Origin of the sequence: Halococcus dombrowskii, from assembly GCF_022870485.1 — an archaeon.
GTDB lineage: Archaea > Halobacteriota > Halobacteria > Halobacteriales > Halococcaceae > Halococcus > Halococcus morrhuae.
This window is the reverse complement of the sequence record NZ_CP095005.1, coordinates 918,132-933,101: the sequence shown is the minus strand read 5'-3', so window position 1 is coordinate 933,101 and position 14,970 is coordinate 918,132. Positions and strand designations below refer to the sequence as shown.

15 protein-coding genes are annotated in these 14,970 nt (G+C 65.3%); 7 read left to right on the top strand and 8 right to left on the bottom strand.

Annotated elements, in window-relative coordinates; all coding sequences use genetic code 11:
* Nucleotides 1-134: 134 nt before the first annotated feature.
* Entirely contained in the window at nucleotides 135-1,313 is a 1,179-nt protein-coding gene (locus MUK72_RS05030) for an ABC transporter substrate-binding protein (protein ID WP_244704496.1), read from the bottom strand.
* Between the two features lie 87 nt (nucleotides 1,314-1,400).
* Complete coding sequence (locus MUK72_RS05025; protein ID WP_244704494.1) at nucleotides 1,401-2,612, bottom strand: ABC transporter substrate-binding protein; 1,212 nt, start codon at nucleotides 2,610-2,612, stop codon at nucleotides 1,401-1,403.
* Nucleotides 2,613-2,825: 213 nt separating this feature from the next.
* Between MUK72_RS05025 and dpsA the strand changes: the two genes are divergently transcribed.
* Entirely contained in the window at nucleotides 2,826-3,383 is a 558-nt protein-coding gene (dpsA, locus tag MUK72_RS05020) for a DNA starvation/stationary phase protection protein DpsA (RefSeq protein ID WP_244704492.1), read from the top strand.
* Between the two features lie 11 nt (nucleotides 3,384-3,394).
* Here the strand turns inward: dpsA and MUK72_RS05015 are convergent, their stop codons facing one another.
* Together MUK72_RS05015 and MUK72_RS05010 are read right to left on the bottom strand one after the other, a co-directional pair.
* Entirely contained in the window at nucleotides 3,395-3,553 is a 159-nt protein-coding gene (locus MUK72_RS05015; protein ID WP_244704491.1) for a hypothetical protein, read from the bottom strand.
* A gap of 57 nt (nucleotides 3,554-3,610) precedes the next feature.
* Complete coding sequence (locus tag MUK72_RS05010) at nucleotides 3,611-5,044, bottom strand: MATE family efflux transporter (RefSeq protein ID WP_244704490.1); 1,434 nt, start codon at nucleotides 5,042-5,044, stop codon at nucleotides 3,611-3,613.
* Nucleotides 5,045-5,298: 254 nt separating this feature from the next.
* Here MUK72_RS05010 and MUK72_RS05005 point away from each other — a divergent pair, with 254 nt between their 5' ends.
* Entirely contained in the window at nucleotides 5,299-5,697 is a 399-nt protein-coding gene (locus MUK72_RS05005; protein ID WP_244704488.1) for an ArsR/SmtB family transcription factor, read from the top strand.
* Nucleotides 5,690-6,844, top strand: a complete 1,155-nt coding sequence (gene arsB / locus MUK72_RS05000) for an ACR3 family arsenite efflux transporter (protein ID WP_244704486.1) — start codon at nucleotides 5,690-5,692, stop codon at nucleotides 6,842-6,844. The genes MUK72_RS05005 and arsB overlap by 8 nt, the downstream gene beginning before the upstream one ends.
* A gap of 186 nt (nucleotides 6,845-7,030) precedes the next feature.
* On the opposite strand, the gene MUK72_RS04995 is transcribed toward arsB, so the two are convergent.
* Nucleotides 7,031-7,987, bottom strand: coding sequence for a succinylglutamate desuccinylase/aspartoacylase family protein (locus MUK72_RS04995; RefSeq protein ID WP_004051105.1), 957 nt, complete (start codon nucleotides 7,985-7,987; stop codon nucleotides 7,031-7,033).
* A gap of 88 nt (nucleotides 7,988-8,075) precedes the next feature.
* Here MUK72_RS04995 and MUK72_RS04990 point away from each other — a divergent pair, with 88 nt between their 5' ends.
* Complete coding sequence (locus MUK72_RS04990) at nucleotides 8,076-8,351, top strand: DUF7536 family protein (protein WP_244704484.1); 276 nt, start codon at nucleotides 8,076-8,078, stop codon at nucleotides 8,349-8,351.
* A 100-nt stretch (nucleotides 8,352-8,451) separates the two neighbouring features.
* The gene (locus MUK72_RS04985; RefSeq protein ID WP_244704482.1) at nucleotides 8,452-8,859 is read left to right on the top strand and encodes a DUF7994 family protein; all 408 of its coding nucleotides are present in this window, start codon (nucleotides 8,452-8,454) and stop codon (nucleotides 8,857-8,859) included.
* A 26-nt stretch (nucleotides 8,860-8,885) separates the two neighbouring features.
* Here the strand turns inward: MUK72_RS04985 and MUK72_RS04980 are convergent, their stop codons facing one another.
* Entirely contained in the window at nucleotides 8,886-10,124 is a 1,239-nt protein-coding gene (locus MUK72_RS04980) for a potassium channel family protein (RefSeq protein WP_244704480.1), read from the bottom strand.
* Between the two features lie 82 nt (nucleotides 10,125-10,206).
* On the opposite strand from MUK72_RS04980, the gene citZ reads away from it, so the two are divergent.
* Together citZ and MUK72_RS04970 are read left to right on the top strand one after the other, a co-directional pair.
* A complete protein-coding gene (citZ, locus tag MUK72_RS04975; RefSeq protein ID WP_244704478.1) occupies nucleotides 10,207-11,355 on the top strand; it encodes a citrate synthase in 1,149 nt (382 codons plus the stop codon).
* Between the two features lie 412 nt (nucleotides 11,356-11,767).
* Nucleotides 11,768-12,829, top strand: a complete 1,062-nt coding sequence (locus MUK72_RS04970; RefSeq protein ID WP_244704475.1) for a pyridoxal-phosphate dependent enzyme — start codon at nucleotides 11,768-11,770, stop codon at nucleotides 12,827-12,829.
* 1 nt (nucleotide 12,830) lies between these two features.
* On the opposite strand, the gene MUK72_RS04965 is transcribed toward MUK72_RS04970, so the two are convergent.
* Together MUK72_RS04965 and MUK72_RS04960 are read right to left on the bottom strand one after the other, a co-directional pair.
* Nucleotides 12,831-13,601, bottom strand: coding sequence for a sugar phosphate isomerase/epimerase family protein (locus MUK72_RS04965; protein ID WP_244704473.1), 771 nt, complete (start codon nucleotides 13,599-13,601; stop codon nucleotides 12,831-12,833).
* A gap of 39 nt (nucleotides 13,602-13,640) precedes the next feature.
* Entirely contained in the window at nucleotides 13,641-14,903 is a 1,263-nt protein-coding gene (locus MUK72_RS04960; protein ID WP_244704471.1) for a tRNA(Ile)(2)-agmatinylcytidine synthase, read from the bottom strand.
* Between the last annotated feature and the right edge of the window lie 67 nt (nucleotides 14,904-14,970).

The window sequence follows — 14,970 nt, the reverse complement described above, 5'->3', positions numbered from 1 at the left end:
TTGGAGCCCGATCGATCGGTCCGCGCCGGCGGGACGCACCATCGCTCGCTCATAACTGTTTAGGTGGCCCTAAAATACATAAACGTTTCCGTTACCGGATGAATGGCGATTCGAGTCGCGTTCGCGATCGTCGGTTACTGCGAGAATTCTCCGGCGACGATGTCCGCCACGCGCTTGCGGTCGAACAGCTCCTTCGAGACGCCGTAAACCTGTTTCGCGGCGCGTTCGGTGAGCACGAGGTTCGTGATCGGCCCCTGGTACAGGGGGCCGCCACGATAGACATCACCGTTTTTGACTGCAGTGAGATCACTTGCGATCTCGTGGTTGCGGAGGGATTGCACGACGGTGTTCTGGAACTTCGTTGCGGTCTGGTCCTCGTGGCCGCGCAGGAGGAGCATCTCGGGATCGATCTCCAGCAGCGTCTCGTAGTCGACCTGTGCTCGCGACGCGTGGAAGTTCTCGACGTCGGTCTCGGCGAGCGCGTCGCGCACCTCGAGATCGCGCCACTGCTTGAAACTGGTTCCCTTGCCGATGAGATACGGACTGAACTGCTCGGGCTGGTTGCCTTCGGCCCAGAGAATGGCGACCGCCGGGCGCTCGCTCTTCGACGGGACGATGTTCGAGAGCTGCGACTGGAACTCGTCGTGAAGCTTCGAGAACGCCCGATACCGCTGCTCGCGCTTGAACACCGTCGCGAGCTTCCCGAACGCATCGTACAGCGAGTAGTAGCGGTAGTCCTCGTGCCACGAGTAGCCCCGCGAGAAGCCGGTGTTGCCGACGAACGGCGCGACGTTGTTCGTGATCTCGTCGATATCGGCCTGTTTCCAGTTCTTGGCGCGATTCAACAGGAAGGTCGGGTCCTGGACGTGGACGTCGCCGTCGAGCTGGTAGTACGTCTCCTTGCTCACGCTACCGCCGTCGCCGAACAGTGTCGTCATCTGTGAGGTGTCGACCGACACGCCGGGAATCCCGTCGTAATACTGGGTGTGGTAGCGCTCTGGCAGCCAGAGCGCCTTCGGCGGCTCGACGCCGAGCGCAGCGCCCATGTCGGCCCAGCTGCCGTTGTTCGCGACCCACGTCTGCGGGACGCCCTCGAACGTGACCTCGCCCATCGGGGCCATCGAGACGCTATAGGCCCCGCTCCCGCCGGAATTGGTATCGGTCGTCGATCCACCCGTAGTCGTTCCGGTTGTCGATCCGGTCGTGCGGTCGCTCCCGTTGCCGTCGCCGCCCTCGCTGGCACCGCCGGCACAGCCGGCCAGCAGCGCGCCGGCCGTCGCGGTCGCGCCGGTCAGAAAGCGTCGTCGTTGCATGTGGATTAGGCTCGCCGAAAAGAGGCTAAAGCGTTCCGATTTTGGCTGGCCTAAATATGAGGAGACAGGAAAAACAGTCGGCGGTGGCTAGGCAGTTCCGTCGATGATGGCGGCGAGCTTCTGCCGGTCGAACAGTTGCTTGTCGGTGGGAATCTCGGGATACGGATCGCCACTCGTGTAGTCGGGCCACTCGCCGAACTGCTCGGGATAGAGCTGTTTGGCGGTCATCTCCAGCTGGAAGAGGTTCATGATCGGGCCCTGATAGCGCATTCCGGCGGGATAGACGCGATCGTTGCGGACGGCAGCGAGATCCCGTCCCGCCGGCTTGCTCGTGATGCGCTTTTTCACCTCGTCGATGTCGTGCTGTGAGGAAATGCTCCAGAGATGGAGGATCACGTCGGGATCGGCTTCGAGCATGGCCTCGTAGCCGACTTCGCCCCAGAGGCTCGACCAGTCCTTTTCGGCGAAAGCATCGCGTGCCCCGAGCGGACGGGTGTCGGCCAGCCAGTAGCCGGGCCGGTTGAGATGGTAGGTGTAAAACGCGCTGTTGTCGTCGTTGAGCGTGACGCGGACGGCGGTCGGCCGCTCCTCCTTCGGCGGGAGCTTCGAGCGGATCGTCGAGAGCACGTTCGAATGCATCCGTTCGAGTTTCCGGTAGCGATCGCGTTCCTGGAGCACGCGCGCGACCTTGCCGAACAGATCCCACAGCGAGTAATACTGATAGCTATCCCGGTAGGATTTCGGCGGCTCGTCGTGCGTGCCGCTGTAGAAGTTCCCGAACCAGGGGCCGACGTTCGTCGCGATCTCGTCGATGTCGGCCTGTTTCCAGTTCTGCTGGGTCGAGACGTACGCCGGATCGAGGAAGTGGACATCGCTGTCGAGTTCGTAGAGCTTCTCCTTGCTCAGCCCGTCGGCGAGCGGGTCGGAGAGTTCCTTCCAGCCCGGCGAGACCCCATCCAGACGCGCACAGTAGGAACCCATGATGTCGCCGGAGAGCTCCGGACTGTAGATCGCGTTCACCGCATCGCCGTGGCCGAGCGCGACCGCCATGTCCGCGTACTGCGAGAACACGACGAACAGGGATTCGGGGGCTCCCTCGAACGAGACGTCGCCCATCGGAGCCATCCCGACGGTGTACGAACCACCGTTCGATGTAGTCGAGTCGGTCGGCGAACTGTTGTTCGCGCCCGACTGCGTTCCGTTGCCAGTACAGCCCGCGAGCACGCCACCGGCGAGCATCGCGCTACCGCCCTTGATCACGCCGCGTCGCGTGGGGTTCGCATCGGTTCGTTCGGACATATATTTTAGGTCCGCCAAAATGACGGATATCCGTTTCGATCGACGATCCACGAACCGACACCAGAACGAGCGAACACCGCCGACACGATCGACGACGATACATCCGGGTTCGGCAGCACTGGTTCTGTATCCGATAACTGATTTTTGGGAAGCCGAAAATATGTTTTCCGAACAGCAACAGTTAAGTGGGTTGTCCACCTATGATGGAGTGTAATGAGCTTCCAACAGTCCGATTCCGAGCTCCGACAGGAGTTCGGCTCCGTCGAGGAGTCACCGGCACTCCGCATCGAGGAAGAGCGCGCAGAGCAGATCATCGACGCGCTGAACGCCGATCTCGCCGCGTCGTACGTGCTCTACCACCAGCTCAAGAAACACCACTGGAACGTCGAGGGTGCGGAGTTCCTCGAACTCCACCGGTTCCTCGAAGAGGCCTACGAGGACGTCGAGGAACAGGCCGACGCCATCGCCGAGCGCGCGCAGGCGATCGGCGGCGTCCCGGTCGCCGGCCCGACGAACCTCGACGACCACAGCTACGTCGACTTCGAGGGCGAGGACGTCTACGACGTCCGCACCTCGCTGCGCAACGACATGGAGCTCTTCGGTGACATCGTCGAGCGGTTCCGCGACCACATCGAACTCACCAACAGCCTCGGCGACTACGCCTCGGAGGAGGTCCTCAGGGACGCCATCGACGACTACGAGGAACACGCCCACCACCTCGAACACTACCTCGAAGACGACACGCTGGTGGTCGACGAAGCGACCCACTAAAACCCGATTTTTTAGCGTTCGAGCGGAACGGTCGTATCGGTCGAGATCCAGCCGTCGGCGTTGTCCGCCTCGATGAAGACGCTTCGTTCGAGAGAGGTCGAATGGATCGAGACATCGCTCTCAGCGGTCGTGGTGTCGTCGGCGCTCGTCAGTCGGGAGGGAACCGCCATACCGGTGTTAGGCGGGCCTAATTCTATAAGCGTTTTGGTCGGCCTAATTCCTCGCGATCAGTCGTCGGCGTGGGTCGCGGGCCGGTAGCCCCGGCTGATCGCCTTCCACTTGCCGGTCCAGAACCGGTAGTAGTTGACCGCGGCAGGGACGGCCATCAGCGTCACGATCGCGAGCGTCAGCCCGGCGAGTCCGAGTTGTGTCGTCGCGCCCGCGTAGGCCAGCGGCAGCGCGACCACGTAGCCGAGCACCTGCCCATAGAACGGCCAGCGCGTATCGCCGCTCGCGCGTAACGGGCCGGTCGCCGTCCGCGAGAGCCCCTTGAAGACGATGCCGACGCAGGTGGCGTAGATGAGCGTCACGGCGACGGACAGAGTCCCTGTCGTCGGGTTGTCGACGAATACGCGCGCGATCGGGTCGGCGAAGACAGCGACGAGTATCGCCGAAACGAGATAGACGGCGACGCCGAAACGGATGACTTCCCGGCCGTAGGCTTCCGCGGTCGTCTCGTCGCCCGTGCCGAGCTCCTGGCCGACGAGGCTGGAGGAGGCGAGGCCGAACCCCCAGCCGGGCGTGTTGAGCAGGTCGCGCACGCGCTGGGCGACGACGAACGCCGCGACGACTGACGTCCCGAACAGATCGACGATCGCGAGCAGCGGGAACTCGCCGAGCCGCCACGCGAGGTTCTTCCCGATCATCGGCATGCCGATGCGCAGCAGTCGGCGGATCGTTGCCCCGTCGAGATACGTGCCGAACGGAGCGACGGTCACGGGGAACGCCCCGATCAGCGGGACCGAGCCGGTCGTAAAGCCGGTGGTGAACGTCGCAGTGACGACGACGTTGGCGAGCACGGTCCCGATCGCCGCGCCGACGACACCGTAGCCGAAACCGAAGATCAGGATCGCGTTGGCCGCGATGTTCAGCACGGCCCCGCCGGCGCGGACGACCATCGGCGTCCACGCGTCGTCGGTCCCGACGAGCGTGCGACTGCCGATGAGATTCACTCCGGCGAAGGGAACGCCGAACGCGACCACTTCGAGGTAGTCGGCACCGAGCGCCACCACGTCCGGGTCGTCGCTGAGAACGCCGATGAGCGCGCTCGGATAGGTGTGAAAGAGGACTGCGACCGGCAGCGTCAGCACGATCACGCAGACGACGCTCGATCGGACCGCCTGCCCCGCCGATCTGTCCGCGCCGTAGGCCTGCGAGACGAGCGCGATGGTGCCGCTGGCGAGCCCGCCACCGAGCGCGAACGCCATCCCCCAGTAGGGTGCGGCGAAGCCGACGCCGGCGATCGCGCCCGTGCCGATCGCCGCCCCGACCATCGCCACGTCGGCGGCGCTCTTCGACATCCTGGCCAGTCCGGTGACGATGCGCGGCCACGCGAGCGTCGTCGCCCGGCGGGCACGCTCGCGCTCGATGAGGCCGGCGCGAACCAGCACGAGACCGACCCAGTAGACCACGAGCCGGACCGGATTCGGGAGTCGCTGCACTCTTTCGAGATCGGTGTGGCGGGATGAAATGGGTTCCGTCCTCGGCAGGTGCGACTGGCTTCGGTTGCTTCGCACACCCGGTCCGGAACCGATCTACTGATCCTTTGAGTACATATTTGGATTTATACTTCATTCAATTGTAGCTCAATCCATCGTATTCGATCAGTAGCATGTGCCCGGATCTGGTGGCTTCAGAGCGATGATCCACAACAGTATCGGAAGCATTAATTGATTATCTCTTCAACCGATGATGCATGGCAGAAGCGACCGAACGACTCCAGCGGTATCTCGAAGACGAACTCGGCGAGTGCCGAGACGAAGATGTCGAGCAGCGGCTCGACGAACTCGGCACGCTCGAAGCGGCACTCGGCCCGGCACAGGTCGACGCCGAACTCGACGTGCTCGCCGCACTCGCCAACGAGACGCGCTACACGCTCGCTCGTGTGCTCGTGGCGGCCGGCGAGGAGCTCTGCGTCTGCGAGCTCAATGCCGTCGTCGACGTGAGCGAGAGCGGGCTGAGTCACGCGCTCTCGGCGCTCGTCGACGCGGGGCTCGCGACCGGACGCAAGGACGGACGATGGAAGAAATATCGTGCGACGAACCGTGCCATCACCCTCGTGACCGTCCTCGACGGGAGCGTGAGCGATGAGTAGCGTCGACCACGAACACGGCCCGGACTGCGAGTGCGAGAGCTGCGGCGATCCACGCTCGATGGACTTCCTCGACAAGTATCTCACCGTCTGGATCTTCGGCGCGATGGCGATTGGCGTGGGCTTGGGCTATCTCGCCCCATCGGTGACCGAACCGATCCAGGATCTCCACCTCGTGGAGATCGGCCTCATATTGATGATGTACCCGCCGCTGGCGAAGGCCGACTACTCGCAGCTTCGGACGGTGTTCGGCAACTGGCGTGTACTCGGGCTGAGCCTCATCCAGAACTGGCTCATCGGCCCGACGCTGATGTTCGGGCTCGCGGTCGTGTTCTTCAGCGGGCTCGTCCCCGGCCTGCCGGCCCGTCCCGAGTTCTTCCTCGGGCTCGTCTTCATCGGGATGGCCCGCTGTATCGCGATGGTGCTCGTCTGGAACGAACTCGCCGAAGGGTCGCCCGAATACGTCACCGGACTGGTGGCGTTCAACAGCCTCTTCCAGATCGTCACCTACGGGGTCTACGTCTGGTTCTTCGGACTTTTTCTGCCGCCACTGCTGGGGATGGACTCGCTCGTCGCCGGTATCACGACCTTCGATATCACCCCGATGCAGGTGTTCCAGGCGATCGTGGTCTTCCTCGGCATCCCCTTCGTCGGCGGCTTTCTGACTCGCTACGTCGGTACGCGCGTCAAGAGCGAGGAGTGGTACGACGATGAGTTCGTCCCGAAGATTGACCCGCTGACGCTGGTCGCGCTGCTGTTCACGGTCATCGTGATGTTCGCCACGCAGGGCCAGAGCATCGTCGCTCAGCCGGGCGACGTCCTGCTGATCGCCGTGCCGCTGACGATCTACTTCGTGGTGATGTTCTTCGTGAGCTTCGGCATGGGGAAGGGCATCGGCGCGGATTACTCGACGACGACCGCGATCGGCTTCACCGCGGCCTCGAACAATTTCGAACTGGCCATCGCGGTCGCGGTCGCCGTGTTTGGCGTCGGCTCCGGCGTCGCCTTCACCACCGTCGTCGGCCCGCTCATCGAGGTTCCCGTGCTCCTCGCGCTGGTCAACGTCGCACTCTACTTCCAGCGCAAACTCGACTGGAGTGGAACCGGAACCGACGGCTCCGCCGCCGCGGAATCGACCGCCGACGACTGATTCGTTTCTCCATCGTCGGCTCGTCGCATCGATCGTCGATGGAGCCGACACGTCCGCGTTCGTTCGCATCCAAAACGCCGAATGGTCGTGCTATTGACTGAAACTGGCAATTCGGAGTGCGAACGGGGCGATCGCTGCGTCGAAGCCAAGTCTTCTCCAGAGTCTCAATGAGGCCGTAAAACGTGATCAGACGGTGTCGACGTCCGTCCCGACCGAGCAGACGTACTCGCCGGTGGCGACCTGCGGGAGCCGGCGGGTGCGCCAGAACACGCCGTCGACGTCGGCGGTCGTCTCGGCTTTCACGCGCCCGAAGGCGTCGGTCACGCGGAAGATACGATCGCCACGCTCCACCGAATCGCCGAGATCAAGTTCGAAATCGACGAGTCCGCCGGCAGGCGCGCCGTACTGCTCGAAGCCGGTCGCGCGGGTCTGCTCGCCGTTCGTGATCTCCCCGTCGAGAAACCCGTAGGCGGTGAGGACGTTCATGACGCCCTCGACACCCGTACTGATGCTCTCGGGATCGAGCCCGACAGCGCCGCCGAGCTCGGGATCGATCGTGGGGATACCCTCGTCGGGGGCGGCGCGGGCGAGTTGGCCGTCCGGTCCCTTCTGGTCGAGGACGTGCCCGCAGTCGAACGTCTTCGCGAGCGAGAGACACTCGTCGTGGAGGTGGTGGCGCGGGCCACAGCGGACGCGCGTCTCGTGGATCATCCGGCTGGTCGATCCCTGGTGGAGATCGAGCGCGAGGTCCGCGCGCTGGACGGCCTCGAAGGTGGCCGCGGCGATGCGCTCGGAGGACGTGCCGTGCTCGTCGCCGGGGTAGGCTCGGTTCATCTTCGTGTCGTCGATCGGGTTGCGATGTTCGGCCACGCGAAAGCCGTAGACGTTGACGATGCCGACGACGAGGATCGTGCCCGACAGCTCCGTGGGATCGAGCTGGGGGACGAGCTCGCGGACGACACCGACGCCGTTGAGCTCGTCGCCGTCGCTCGCAGCCTGGATGTAGAGCGTCTTGCCCGCCTCAGCGCCGTTGATAACACAGACGGGCAGCCCCGCCCGAGCGCCGTCACGCGTCTCGCCGATCGGCAGTCGCCCGGTGTCGACCTCGCCGGGAGCGGCGCTCGCAGTTCCGAGGCTCGTCATTGATTGATGGGACTCGCCGACCGCCTTGAGGCGTTCGATATGCGAGTCGAACCGACGCGGATTTGTCGGTGCCGGCGATAGTCGAGGCGTGTCGAGCAACGCTCCCGAGCGACCACCGACCGCCCAGTTCATGGCGGCGCTGTCGGTCGCCCGGAACGCGAAGATCGGGCTCGCCAGCGGCGTGGCCGTCGCCGTGCTCGCCTACGCCTACCGCGTTCTCGAAATCGCCGGCCCATCGGTCGACACGCGCGGTTCGCCGTTGCTCTTCCTCTCGCTGGCGCTGACGCTCGTGCTCGCGGTCGCCGCGCTCGTCACGGTCGGCCTGACGCTCGTCTCGGCCTACCGCCTCGCCCGCGAATCGTAACTGTGGCCGAACACAGCTCACACGATCACGGGATCTCCAAATCGATCTGTCGGATATCACCAGCCCAATAGTTATTGTCTATCTCGACGGAGTGCAGTCGATGGATCAACACCGGTCGATGCCTTACTGGTGGCGGTACTGGAACGTCGGAGTCGGGCTGTTGCTACTCGTCGCCACCGGAGCGCTGTACGTGCTGTTCGACCCGCCGACGGCACTCGAACAGTTCGAGCTGCTCCTGTTCGTTCTGGCTGCACTCCTGTTTTTTCTCTCCGGACTGGAAATCCAGTTCAGCGTCGGAGCACGACGAATACGGGAGCGACAGTTCGTCGCCGCTGCACAGCTACTACTCGGCGTCGCGCTTCTCTGGTCGCCGGCTGTTTCCGTCCTCGAACAGGCCGTCGAACCGTACGACATCGTCGCCTTGATCTCCGGAATATTCATGCTACTGATTGGTGTCGGGACGGTGTACCGTCCGGCAATGTTCGGACCGTACGACAGCGCTGATTGAGCGTCGATAATACAGTAGCGGTCTCGTCACTCCCCGGCGAGCGCGCCGAGTCGCTCGGCGGCCGTCCGCGGTCCCTTCGCGAGCAACACGTTGCCCGCCCGGAGTTCGGTCTCGGGACCGGGCGAGACGACCCACTCGTCGTGGGCATGCGTCACCGTCTCGGTCGTGACGGACTCGTCGGTGACGTCCGTCCGCCCCGCCCGCCGGACCGCGATGACGCGCATCCCCGTCTCGGTCTTGACCATCCGCCCGCCGAGAGTCGCGCCATCGAGATCGCTGTCGCGTCCGACGGTCAGCCGGACGATCACCTCGTCCGATTCGCCGACGGCCTCGGCGATGACCGGATGTGAGCCGAGTCCTCTGAGGACGCCTTCGCTGATCTCGACGGCCGCGTCCGAGATGACCTCGGTGCTCCGGGCAAGATGGACGAGCCCGCGCAGCGAGACTGGATCGTCGACTCGGCTCGCCGCACGGAGCGTCCACGCCTCGAAGCGCGACTGAAGCGCGTCGACCTCGGCCTCCAGGTCGACCACCTCGTCGGCGAGATTCGTACTGTCGAACAGCACCGCACCGTAGCCCAGGTCGACGGCGAGTTCGCTCATGTTCTTCATCAACACCACCGAATCGGTCGCACGTTCGAGATCCGAGATGGTCGGGTCGGGCGGCTCCGGTGGAGTGTAGACCTCCCCAGTAACACTCTGATAGACGCCAGCGAGCGCCTCCTCCGGCCCGCGAAAGAGCACGACGTCGTCGACCTCCAGGGTGGTCTCGCGGTCGGGGTTGAGCACCCACTCGCCGGCCTGTCGCAGCGCGATCGCCCGCACGCCCGTCTCACTTTCGAGATTGAGCTCGCCGAGAGTCTGCCTGGCGAAGCGCGCATCGGGAGCGACCTGCGCACGCACGATCGTCTCGACGGCGTCGGGCAGCGCCCCGCGGATCGCCTCGGGCAGACCGATCTCCTCCAGGACGATCTTGGCGATGTCGCCGGTCGCGTCGCTCACCTTCTCTGTCGCGCCGACGATCCCCACGACCGGCGCGAGCGCCTCGGCGTCGTCGGGGCTGCGGGCGGCCATCAGCAGGCTCATCCGTGTCTTGAGCTGGAGGATATCCATCTCGGATTCGAGTTCGAGCACCTCGGCGGCGACCTCCCGGCTATCGAGCAGCACCGCCGAGTACGAGAGGTCGATCATGAGCTCGGCGATGTCCTTCATCTCCGCGAGGAGCCGCTTGACGCTCCGTGGCTCGTAGCCGACCTCCCGTGACATACGTCGGCGTTCGACCGGACCGGTCAAAAGCTTGCCGTGGCGCAACGGTAATGCTTTTCCCGGAAGGTAGGGAAGCAGAGACATGGCCGACGACCTCCAGAAGGGCCTCGACGATGTGCTCGTTGCCGAATCATCGCTCAGCTATATCGACGGTGATGCCGGGCTGCTCGCCTATCGCGGCTACGACATCAAGGACCTGGCGCGCGAGGCGAGCTACGAGGAGGTACTCTACTTGCTCTGGCGCGGCGAACTCCCGGACCGCGACGCGCTCGACGAGTTCGCCACCGAACTCGCCGCCGAACGCGCGGTCGACGAGTCGGTCATCACGACGCTCGACGGCCTCGCCGCCGCCGACGAACGCCCGATGGCCGCACTCCGAACCGCGGTCTCGATGCTCTCGGCGAGCGACCCCGAGGAGAGCGATCCCGAGGACCTCGACGCCTCCCTCCGGAAGGGCCGCCGCATCGCCGCGAAGGTGCCCACCGTGCTCGCGGCCTACGACCGCCTGCGCAACGGTCAGGAGCCCGTCGAGCCCCGCGAGGACCTCTCCTACGCCGCGAACTTCCTCTACATGCTCGACGGCGAAGAACCCGACGACGTGGCCGCCGAGACCTTCGACATGGCACTCATCCTCCACGCCGACCACGGGCTCAACGCCTCGACCTTTACCGGGATGGTCATCGCCAGCACGCTCGCCGACACCTACAGCGCCGTCACCGGCGGCGTCAGCGCGCTCGCGGGCTCGCTCCACGGCGGCGCGAATCAGGACGTGATGGAGACCCTGCTCGAACTCGACGAGAGCGAAAAGGACCCCACCGACTGGATCCGCAACGCCATCGACAACGACCGCCGCATTCCCGGCTGGGGCCACCGCGTCTACAACGTCAAGGACCCGCGCGCCGAGATCCTCACCGAAAAGTCCGCAGAGCTCGGCGAGAACTCCGGCGAGAAGAAGTGGTACGACTACGCCGCCACGATCGAGGAGTACCTCACCGAAGAAGAGAGCTTCCCCGAGAAAGGGCTCGCGCCCAACGTCGACTTCTATTCGGGCACCGTCTACTACCAGCTCGGCATCGATCTCGACATGTACACCCCGATCTTCGCGATGAGCCGCGTCGGCGGCTGGGTCGGTCACGTCCTCGAATACCAGGAAGACAACCGCCTCATCCGCCCCCGCGCACGCTACGTCGGCCCCGAGAACCGCGAGTTCGTGCCGATCGACGACCGTTAAACACCCCCACTTCGTTTCCACTTTTTTAAACGGGGGCATCGCGCTCGCTCACTACGTTCGCTCACGCTCAACCCCCGTCCAAAAACCTGGACTAAAAACTCCTGCTCGCTCCCTACGGTCGCTCGCAGAGAACCGCGCTCGCTCCGCTCGCGCGGATGCGACGCTCTCCGCAAACCACACAGCACAGCACCGCCGAAGCCCTCGGGACGCGCTCACTCCGTTCGCTGCTCACTCGCGACCCTCGCCCTTCATCCACCAGGAGAGCAAGCTCTCCTGAGCCTGCGGTCGCAAAGCGATCGCAGACGCCAAGCACCGCATCGCCACCGCAACCGCACGGCGACTACGCCGCAAGCGGCACGAAACCATCGCACTGGACCGTCAGGTACTGGTTCGCGACGCGCGTTCGAGCGGTATGCCACCCGATCTCCAGTGTGCTGCCTGCGGCACTCGCTACGCTGACCGCTGGCGATGTGCGTGCGGGCACCCCCTCGATTTCGTCGATCGACCGCTGCCCGAAGGTTCTCCGCCCACACCGACCAGCCTCGACACCCGCGAAGGCCTCTGGACGTTCGACAAGTTCCTCCCGGTCGAGCGCCGCGTCACGCTCGGTGCAGGCTGGACACCACTTGTTGACGCGCCCAATTGGAACTGCGCGTTCAAGTTCGAATCCGTCTCGCCCACGGGCAGTTTCAAGGATCGCGGCGCGGCGCTGACGGTCTCGCGAGCACTCGCCTGCGGGGCCGAACGGCTCGTCGAGGACTCGTCGGGCAACGCCGGGACCGCGATCGCGACCTACGCCGCTCGCGCGGGCCTCGAAAGCGAGATCTACGTACCGGCCGACGCGACCGCCGCGAAACTCCGCGCGATCGAGCACACGGGCGCGGACGTCGTCCGCGTCGACGGATCGAGAGGAGACGTGACGGAGGCGGCCATCGACGCCGTCGAGACGGGTGCGGGCTGGTACGCGAGCCACGCGTGGCGACCGTCGTTTGACGCCGGCACCAGCACCATCGCCTTCGAGATCGCCGCCCAGCGCGACTGGCACGCCCCCGAAGCCGTCGTCTGCCCGCTCGGCCACGGCACGCTGTTTCTCGGCCTCTCCCGTGGCTTTCGCGCGCTCGCCGATGTTGGCTGGATCGACGACCCGCCACGGCTGCTCGCCGCTCAGGCCGCCGGCTACGCCCCGTTCGTCGGAGATTCGGATAGCGAGAACGACCGCGCCGACGGCATTCACATCCGCGAACCGGTCCGTGCCGACGAGATCGAGGCGGCCATCGCGGAAACGGGCGGCGACGTCATCGCGATCGACGCCGCGGCGACCGACCGGGAACACGAACGTCTCCACGAAGCGGGCTTTCCCGTCGAGCCGACGAGCGCTGTCGCGCCCGCCGCCCTCCGGGAGTATCGCGAGCGCAGGGTGCTCGCCGATGACGCGGATGTGGTGGTGCCGCTGACCGGGCGGGCGAAGAACTGATTCAGAGAAGCGCATCAAGCCGTTCAACGCTCGTCTCCATGTAGCCCCAGTCGAGCGTGAACGTCTCGATCGAGAGCGTGCCGATCCAGTCGTCACGAAGCGGATCGAGGATCGTCTCGAAATCGAGCGTGCCGGCACCGAATGGGAGGTGTTCGTCGCTGGCTCGCCGGGTGTCGTTCAGGTGGAGATGGGTGACTCGATCGCGATGGCTGTCGAGAAAGTCGGCCATATCGGTCGAATCCATTCCGTTCATCCGCGCGTGACCGGTGTCGAAAGTCATGCTCGCGCCGGTCTCGTCGAACAGGTGCAGGAACCGTTCGGCAGGGAAGAACTCGCCGGGAATGTTCTCGACGCAGACCTCGAACCCGTGTTCGCTCGCGAAGGTGTCGAGTTCGCGCACCGAATCGAGCAGCTGCTCGCGGAGCTCGTCGTGCCCCCACGCGGGCGACCAGGCCGACGTGCTCGCGTGGACGACGCCCTTCTCCGCGCCGCAGTCGGCGGCCGTCTCGATCGCCGCCAGCAGTTCGCGCAGCGCGCCCTCGCGGACGTGCTCGAACGGCGAAGCGATATCGAGCGCGAACGGGAGATGCACCGCGAGGTCGATATCGTTCTCGACGGCGCTCTCCTGGACCGCTTCGGCGTCGAGACGGTTCCGCACGTGTTGCCCGTCCATCATCAGCTCGACGAAGTCCAGGTCGAACGCGTTGGCGTGCGCGAACGCGTCCTCGTACTCCATCCCGATCTGCGTGACGAACCCGCGTCGAATCCCCATGCACGGTAACCGGGGACGCAAGCGCTTGAATCCGCGGCGTCAGCGTTCCGGATGGATCGGTGCGTCGAACCCGCCGCGCACCAGCGGTTTGGCGATGTGTCGGCGCGCACAGGGGGGAACCTCGTACCATCCGCCTTCGAGATCGCGCTCGATCGGTCGCTCGACTTTCCCCGGCGCGCTCGTCCCACACCGTCGACAGCGATAGCCCTGTCCGCGGCCCGCGCTCTCCATCGAGCGCCCGCAGTCGGGACAGGTTGGGATCACGAGTTCGGTCGTCACGAGATCGCGGACGGCGAACTTCTCGAGTTTGAGGGTCCCCTCGGAGACCTCGCCACAGACGGTGAGTTCGTCGCCGACTCGGAGCGCGCGCACCCGATCGCGAAAGCGTTTCGTCGGCTCGAATGCCGCACAGGCCATCGTCGCACCCTCATCGTCGAGTTCGAAGAAGACGTGGCCACCCTGACGCGTTTCGGGCGAACCCGACACTCGGCCGTCGAGACGGTACGATCGTCCGTCCTCGCTGGCCTCGATCGTCCCATCGCGCAGGTGTGCGTCGGTACCCTGGTTGGTCACGAACAAAGCCGCTCGCTCGACGGGTTCGCTCTCGATGCGCTCCGCGACGGCGCGCACGACCCCGGGATCGTCGCCACGAACCCCGTGGAGGATCGGCCCGGGCGCGTGCGGCACGCAGACCATCGCGTTCTCGCCGTGATCGACGGTATCCCACGCGTCGGGATAGCCCCAGTCGGCGGCCGCGACGAGGGAATCGAAATCGACCTCGCGCGGCGTTCCGCGCCGATCCGCTTCGCGATAGCTGATGTGTTCGTAGGTCGGGTCGTCGAACGATTGCCATGCGCCGACCGCCGCGAGCGCACCGATGAAGCCGCGCGCGTTGCCCCACCCGGCATGGCGATAGCCGGCGGCGTCGATCCGTGTTTCGGCGTCGGCAAGCGCGAGATGCTCGCGAACCGCCCGGCGCGAGAACGCCACGACGGGTTCCGAGGTCGTCTCGCCCGGGGCGACCACGACCCCAGGGTTCGTCCGCGGGTCGTCGATCGCCGCGAGCGCATCGACCGCCTCGCGAGCGATCGAGAGGGCTTCGTCGACGGCGAGATCGGTATGTACACAGAGTGCGGCGTTACCGCGCGTCTTGTGCTCGACGGCGGGGTTCAGTCTGACGAGCACCAGTCGCTCGACCGTCCCGCCGGCCGCGCGCACCGCCTCGGCGATTCGGACGGCGAGATACGTCGTACACATCCCTCGCTCGCGCGAGTCGCTGTCGTCGAGCCCGATGAGCGTCACACCGGTTCTGGGACGCCGTCGCTCAACCGCGTTCCGGCTCAAATTTGATATATAAATCTTCTGCTGT

Excerpts from the sequence above, each read along its gene's own strand:
- MUK72_RS04985 (WP_244704482.1), top strand. The coding sequence starts at position 8,452 with ATGGATCAACACCGGTCGATGCCTTACTGGTGGCGGTACTGGAACGTC.
- MUK72_RS05025 (WP_244704494.1), bottom strand. The coding sequence starts at position 2,612 with ATGTCCGAACGAACCGATGCGAACCCCACGCGACGCGGCGTGATCAAG.
- MUK72_RS05005 (WP_244704488.1), top strand. The coding sequence starts at position 5,299 with ATGGCAGAAGCGACCGAACGACTCCAGCGGTATCTCGAAGACGAACTC.
- MUK72_RS04980 (WP_244704480.1), bottom strand. The coding sequence starts at position 10,124 with ATGTCACGGGAGGTCGGCTACGAGCCACGGAGCGTCAAGCGGCTCCTC.
- MUK72_RS04965 (WP_244704473.1), bottom strand. The coding sequence starts at position 13,601 with ATGGGGATTCGACGCGGGTTCGTCACGCAGATCGGGATGGAGTACGAG.
- dpsA (WP_244704492.1), top strand. The coding sequence starts at position 2,826 with ATGAGCTTCCAACAGTCCGATTCCGAGCTCCGACAGGAGTTCGGCTCC.
- MUK72_RS05015 (WP_244704491.1), bottom strand. The coding sequence starts at position 3,553 with ATGGCGGTTCCCTCCCGACTGACGAGCGCCGACGACACCACGACCGCT.
- MUK72_RS05030 (WP_244704496.1), bottom strand. The coding sequence starts at position 1,313 with ATGCAACGACGACGCTTTCTGACCGGCGCGACCGCGACGGCCGGCGCG.
- citZ (WP_244704478.1), top strand. The coding sequence starts at position 10,207 with ATGGCCGACGACCTCCAGAAGGGCCTCGACGATGTGCTCGTTGCCGAA.
- MUK72_RS04995 (WP_004051105.1), bottom strand. The coding sequence starts at position 7,987 with ATGACGAGCCTCGGAACTGCGAGCGCCGCTCCCGGCGAGGTCGACACC.
- MUK72_RS04970 (WP_244704475.1), top strand. The coding sequence starts at position 11,768 with ATGCCACCCGATCTCCAGTGTGCTGCCTGCGGCACTCGCTACGCTGAC.
- arsB (WP_244704486.1), top strand. The coding sequence starts at position 5,690 with ATGAGTAGCGTCGACCACGAACACGGCCCGGACTGCGAGTGCGAGAGC.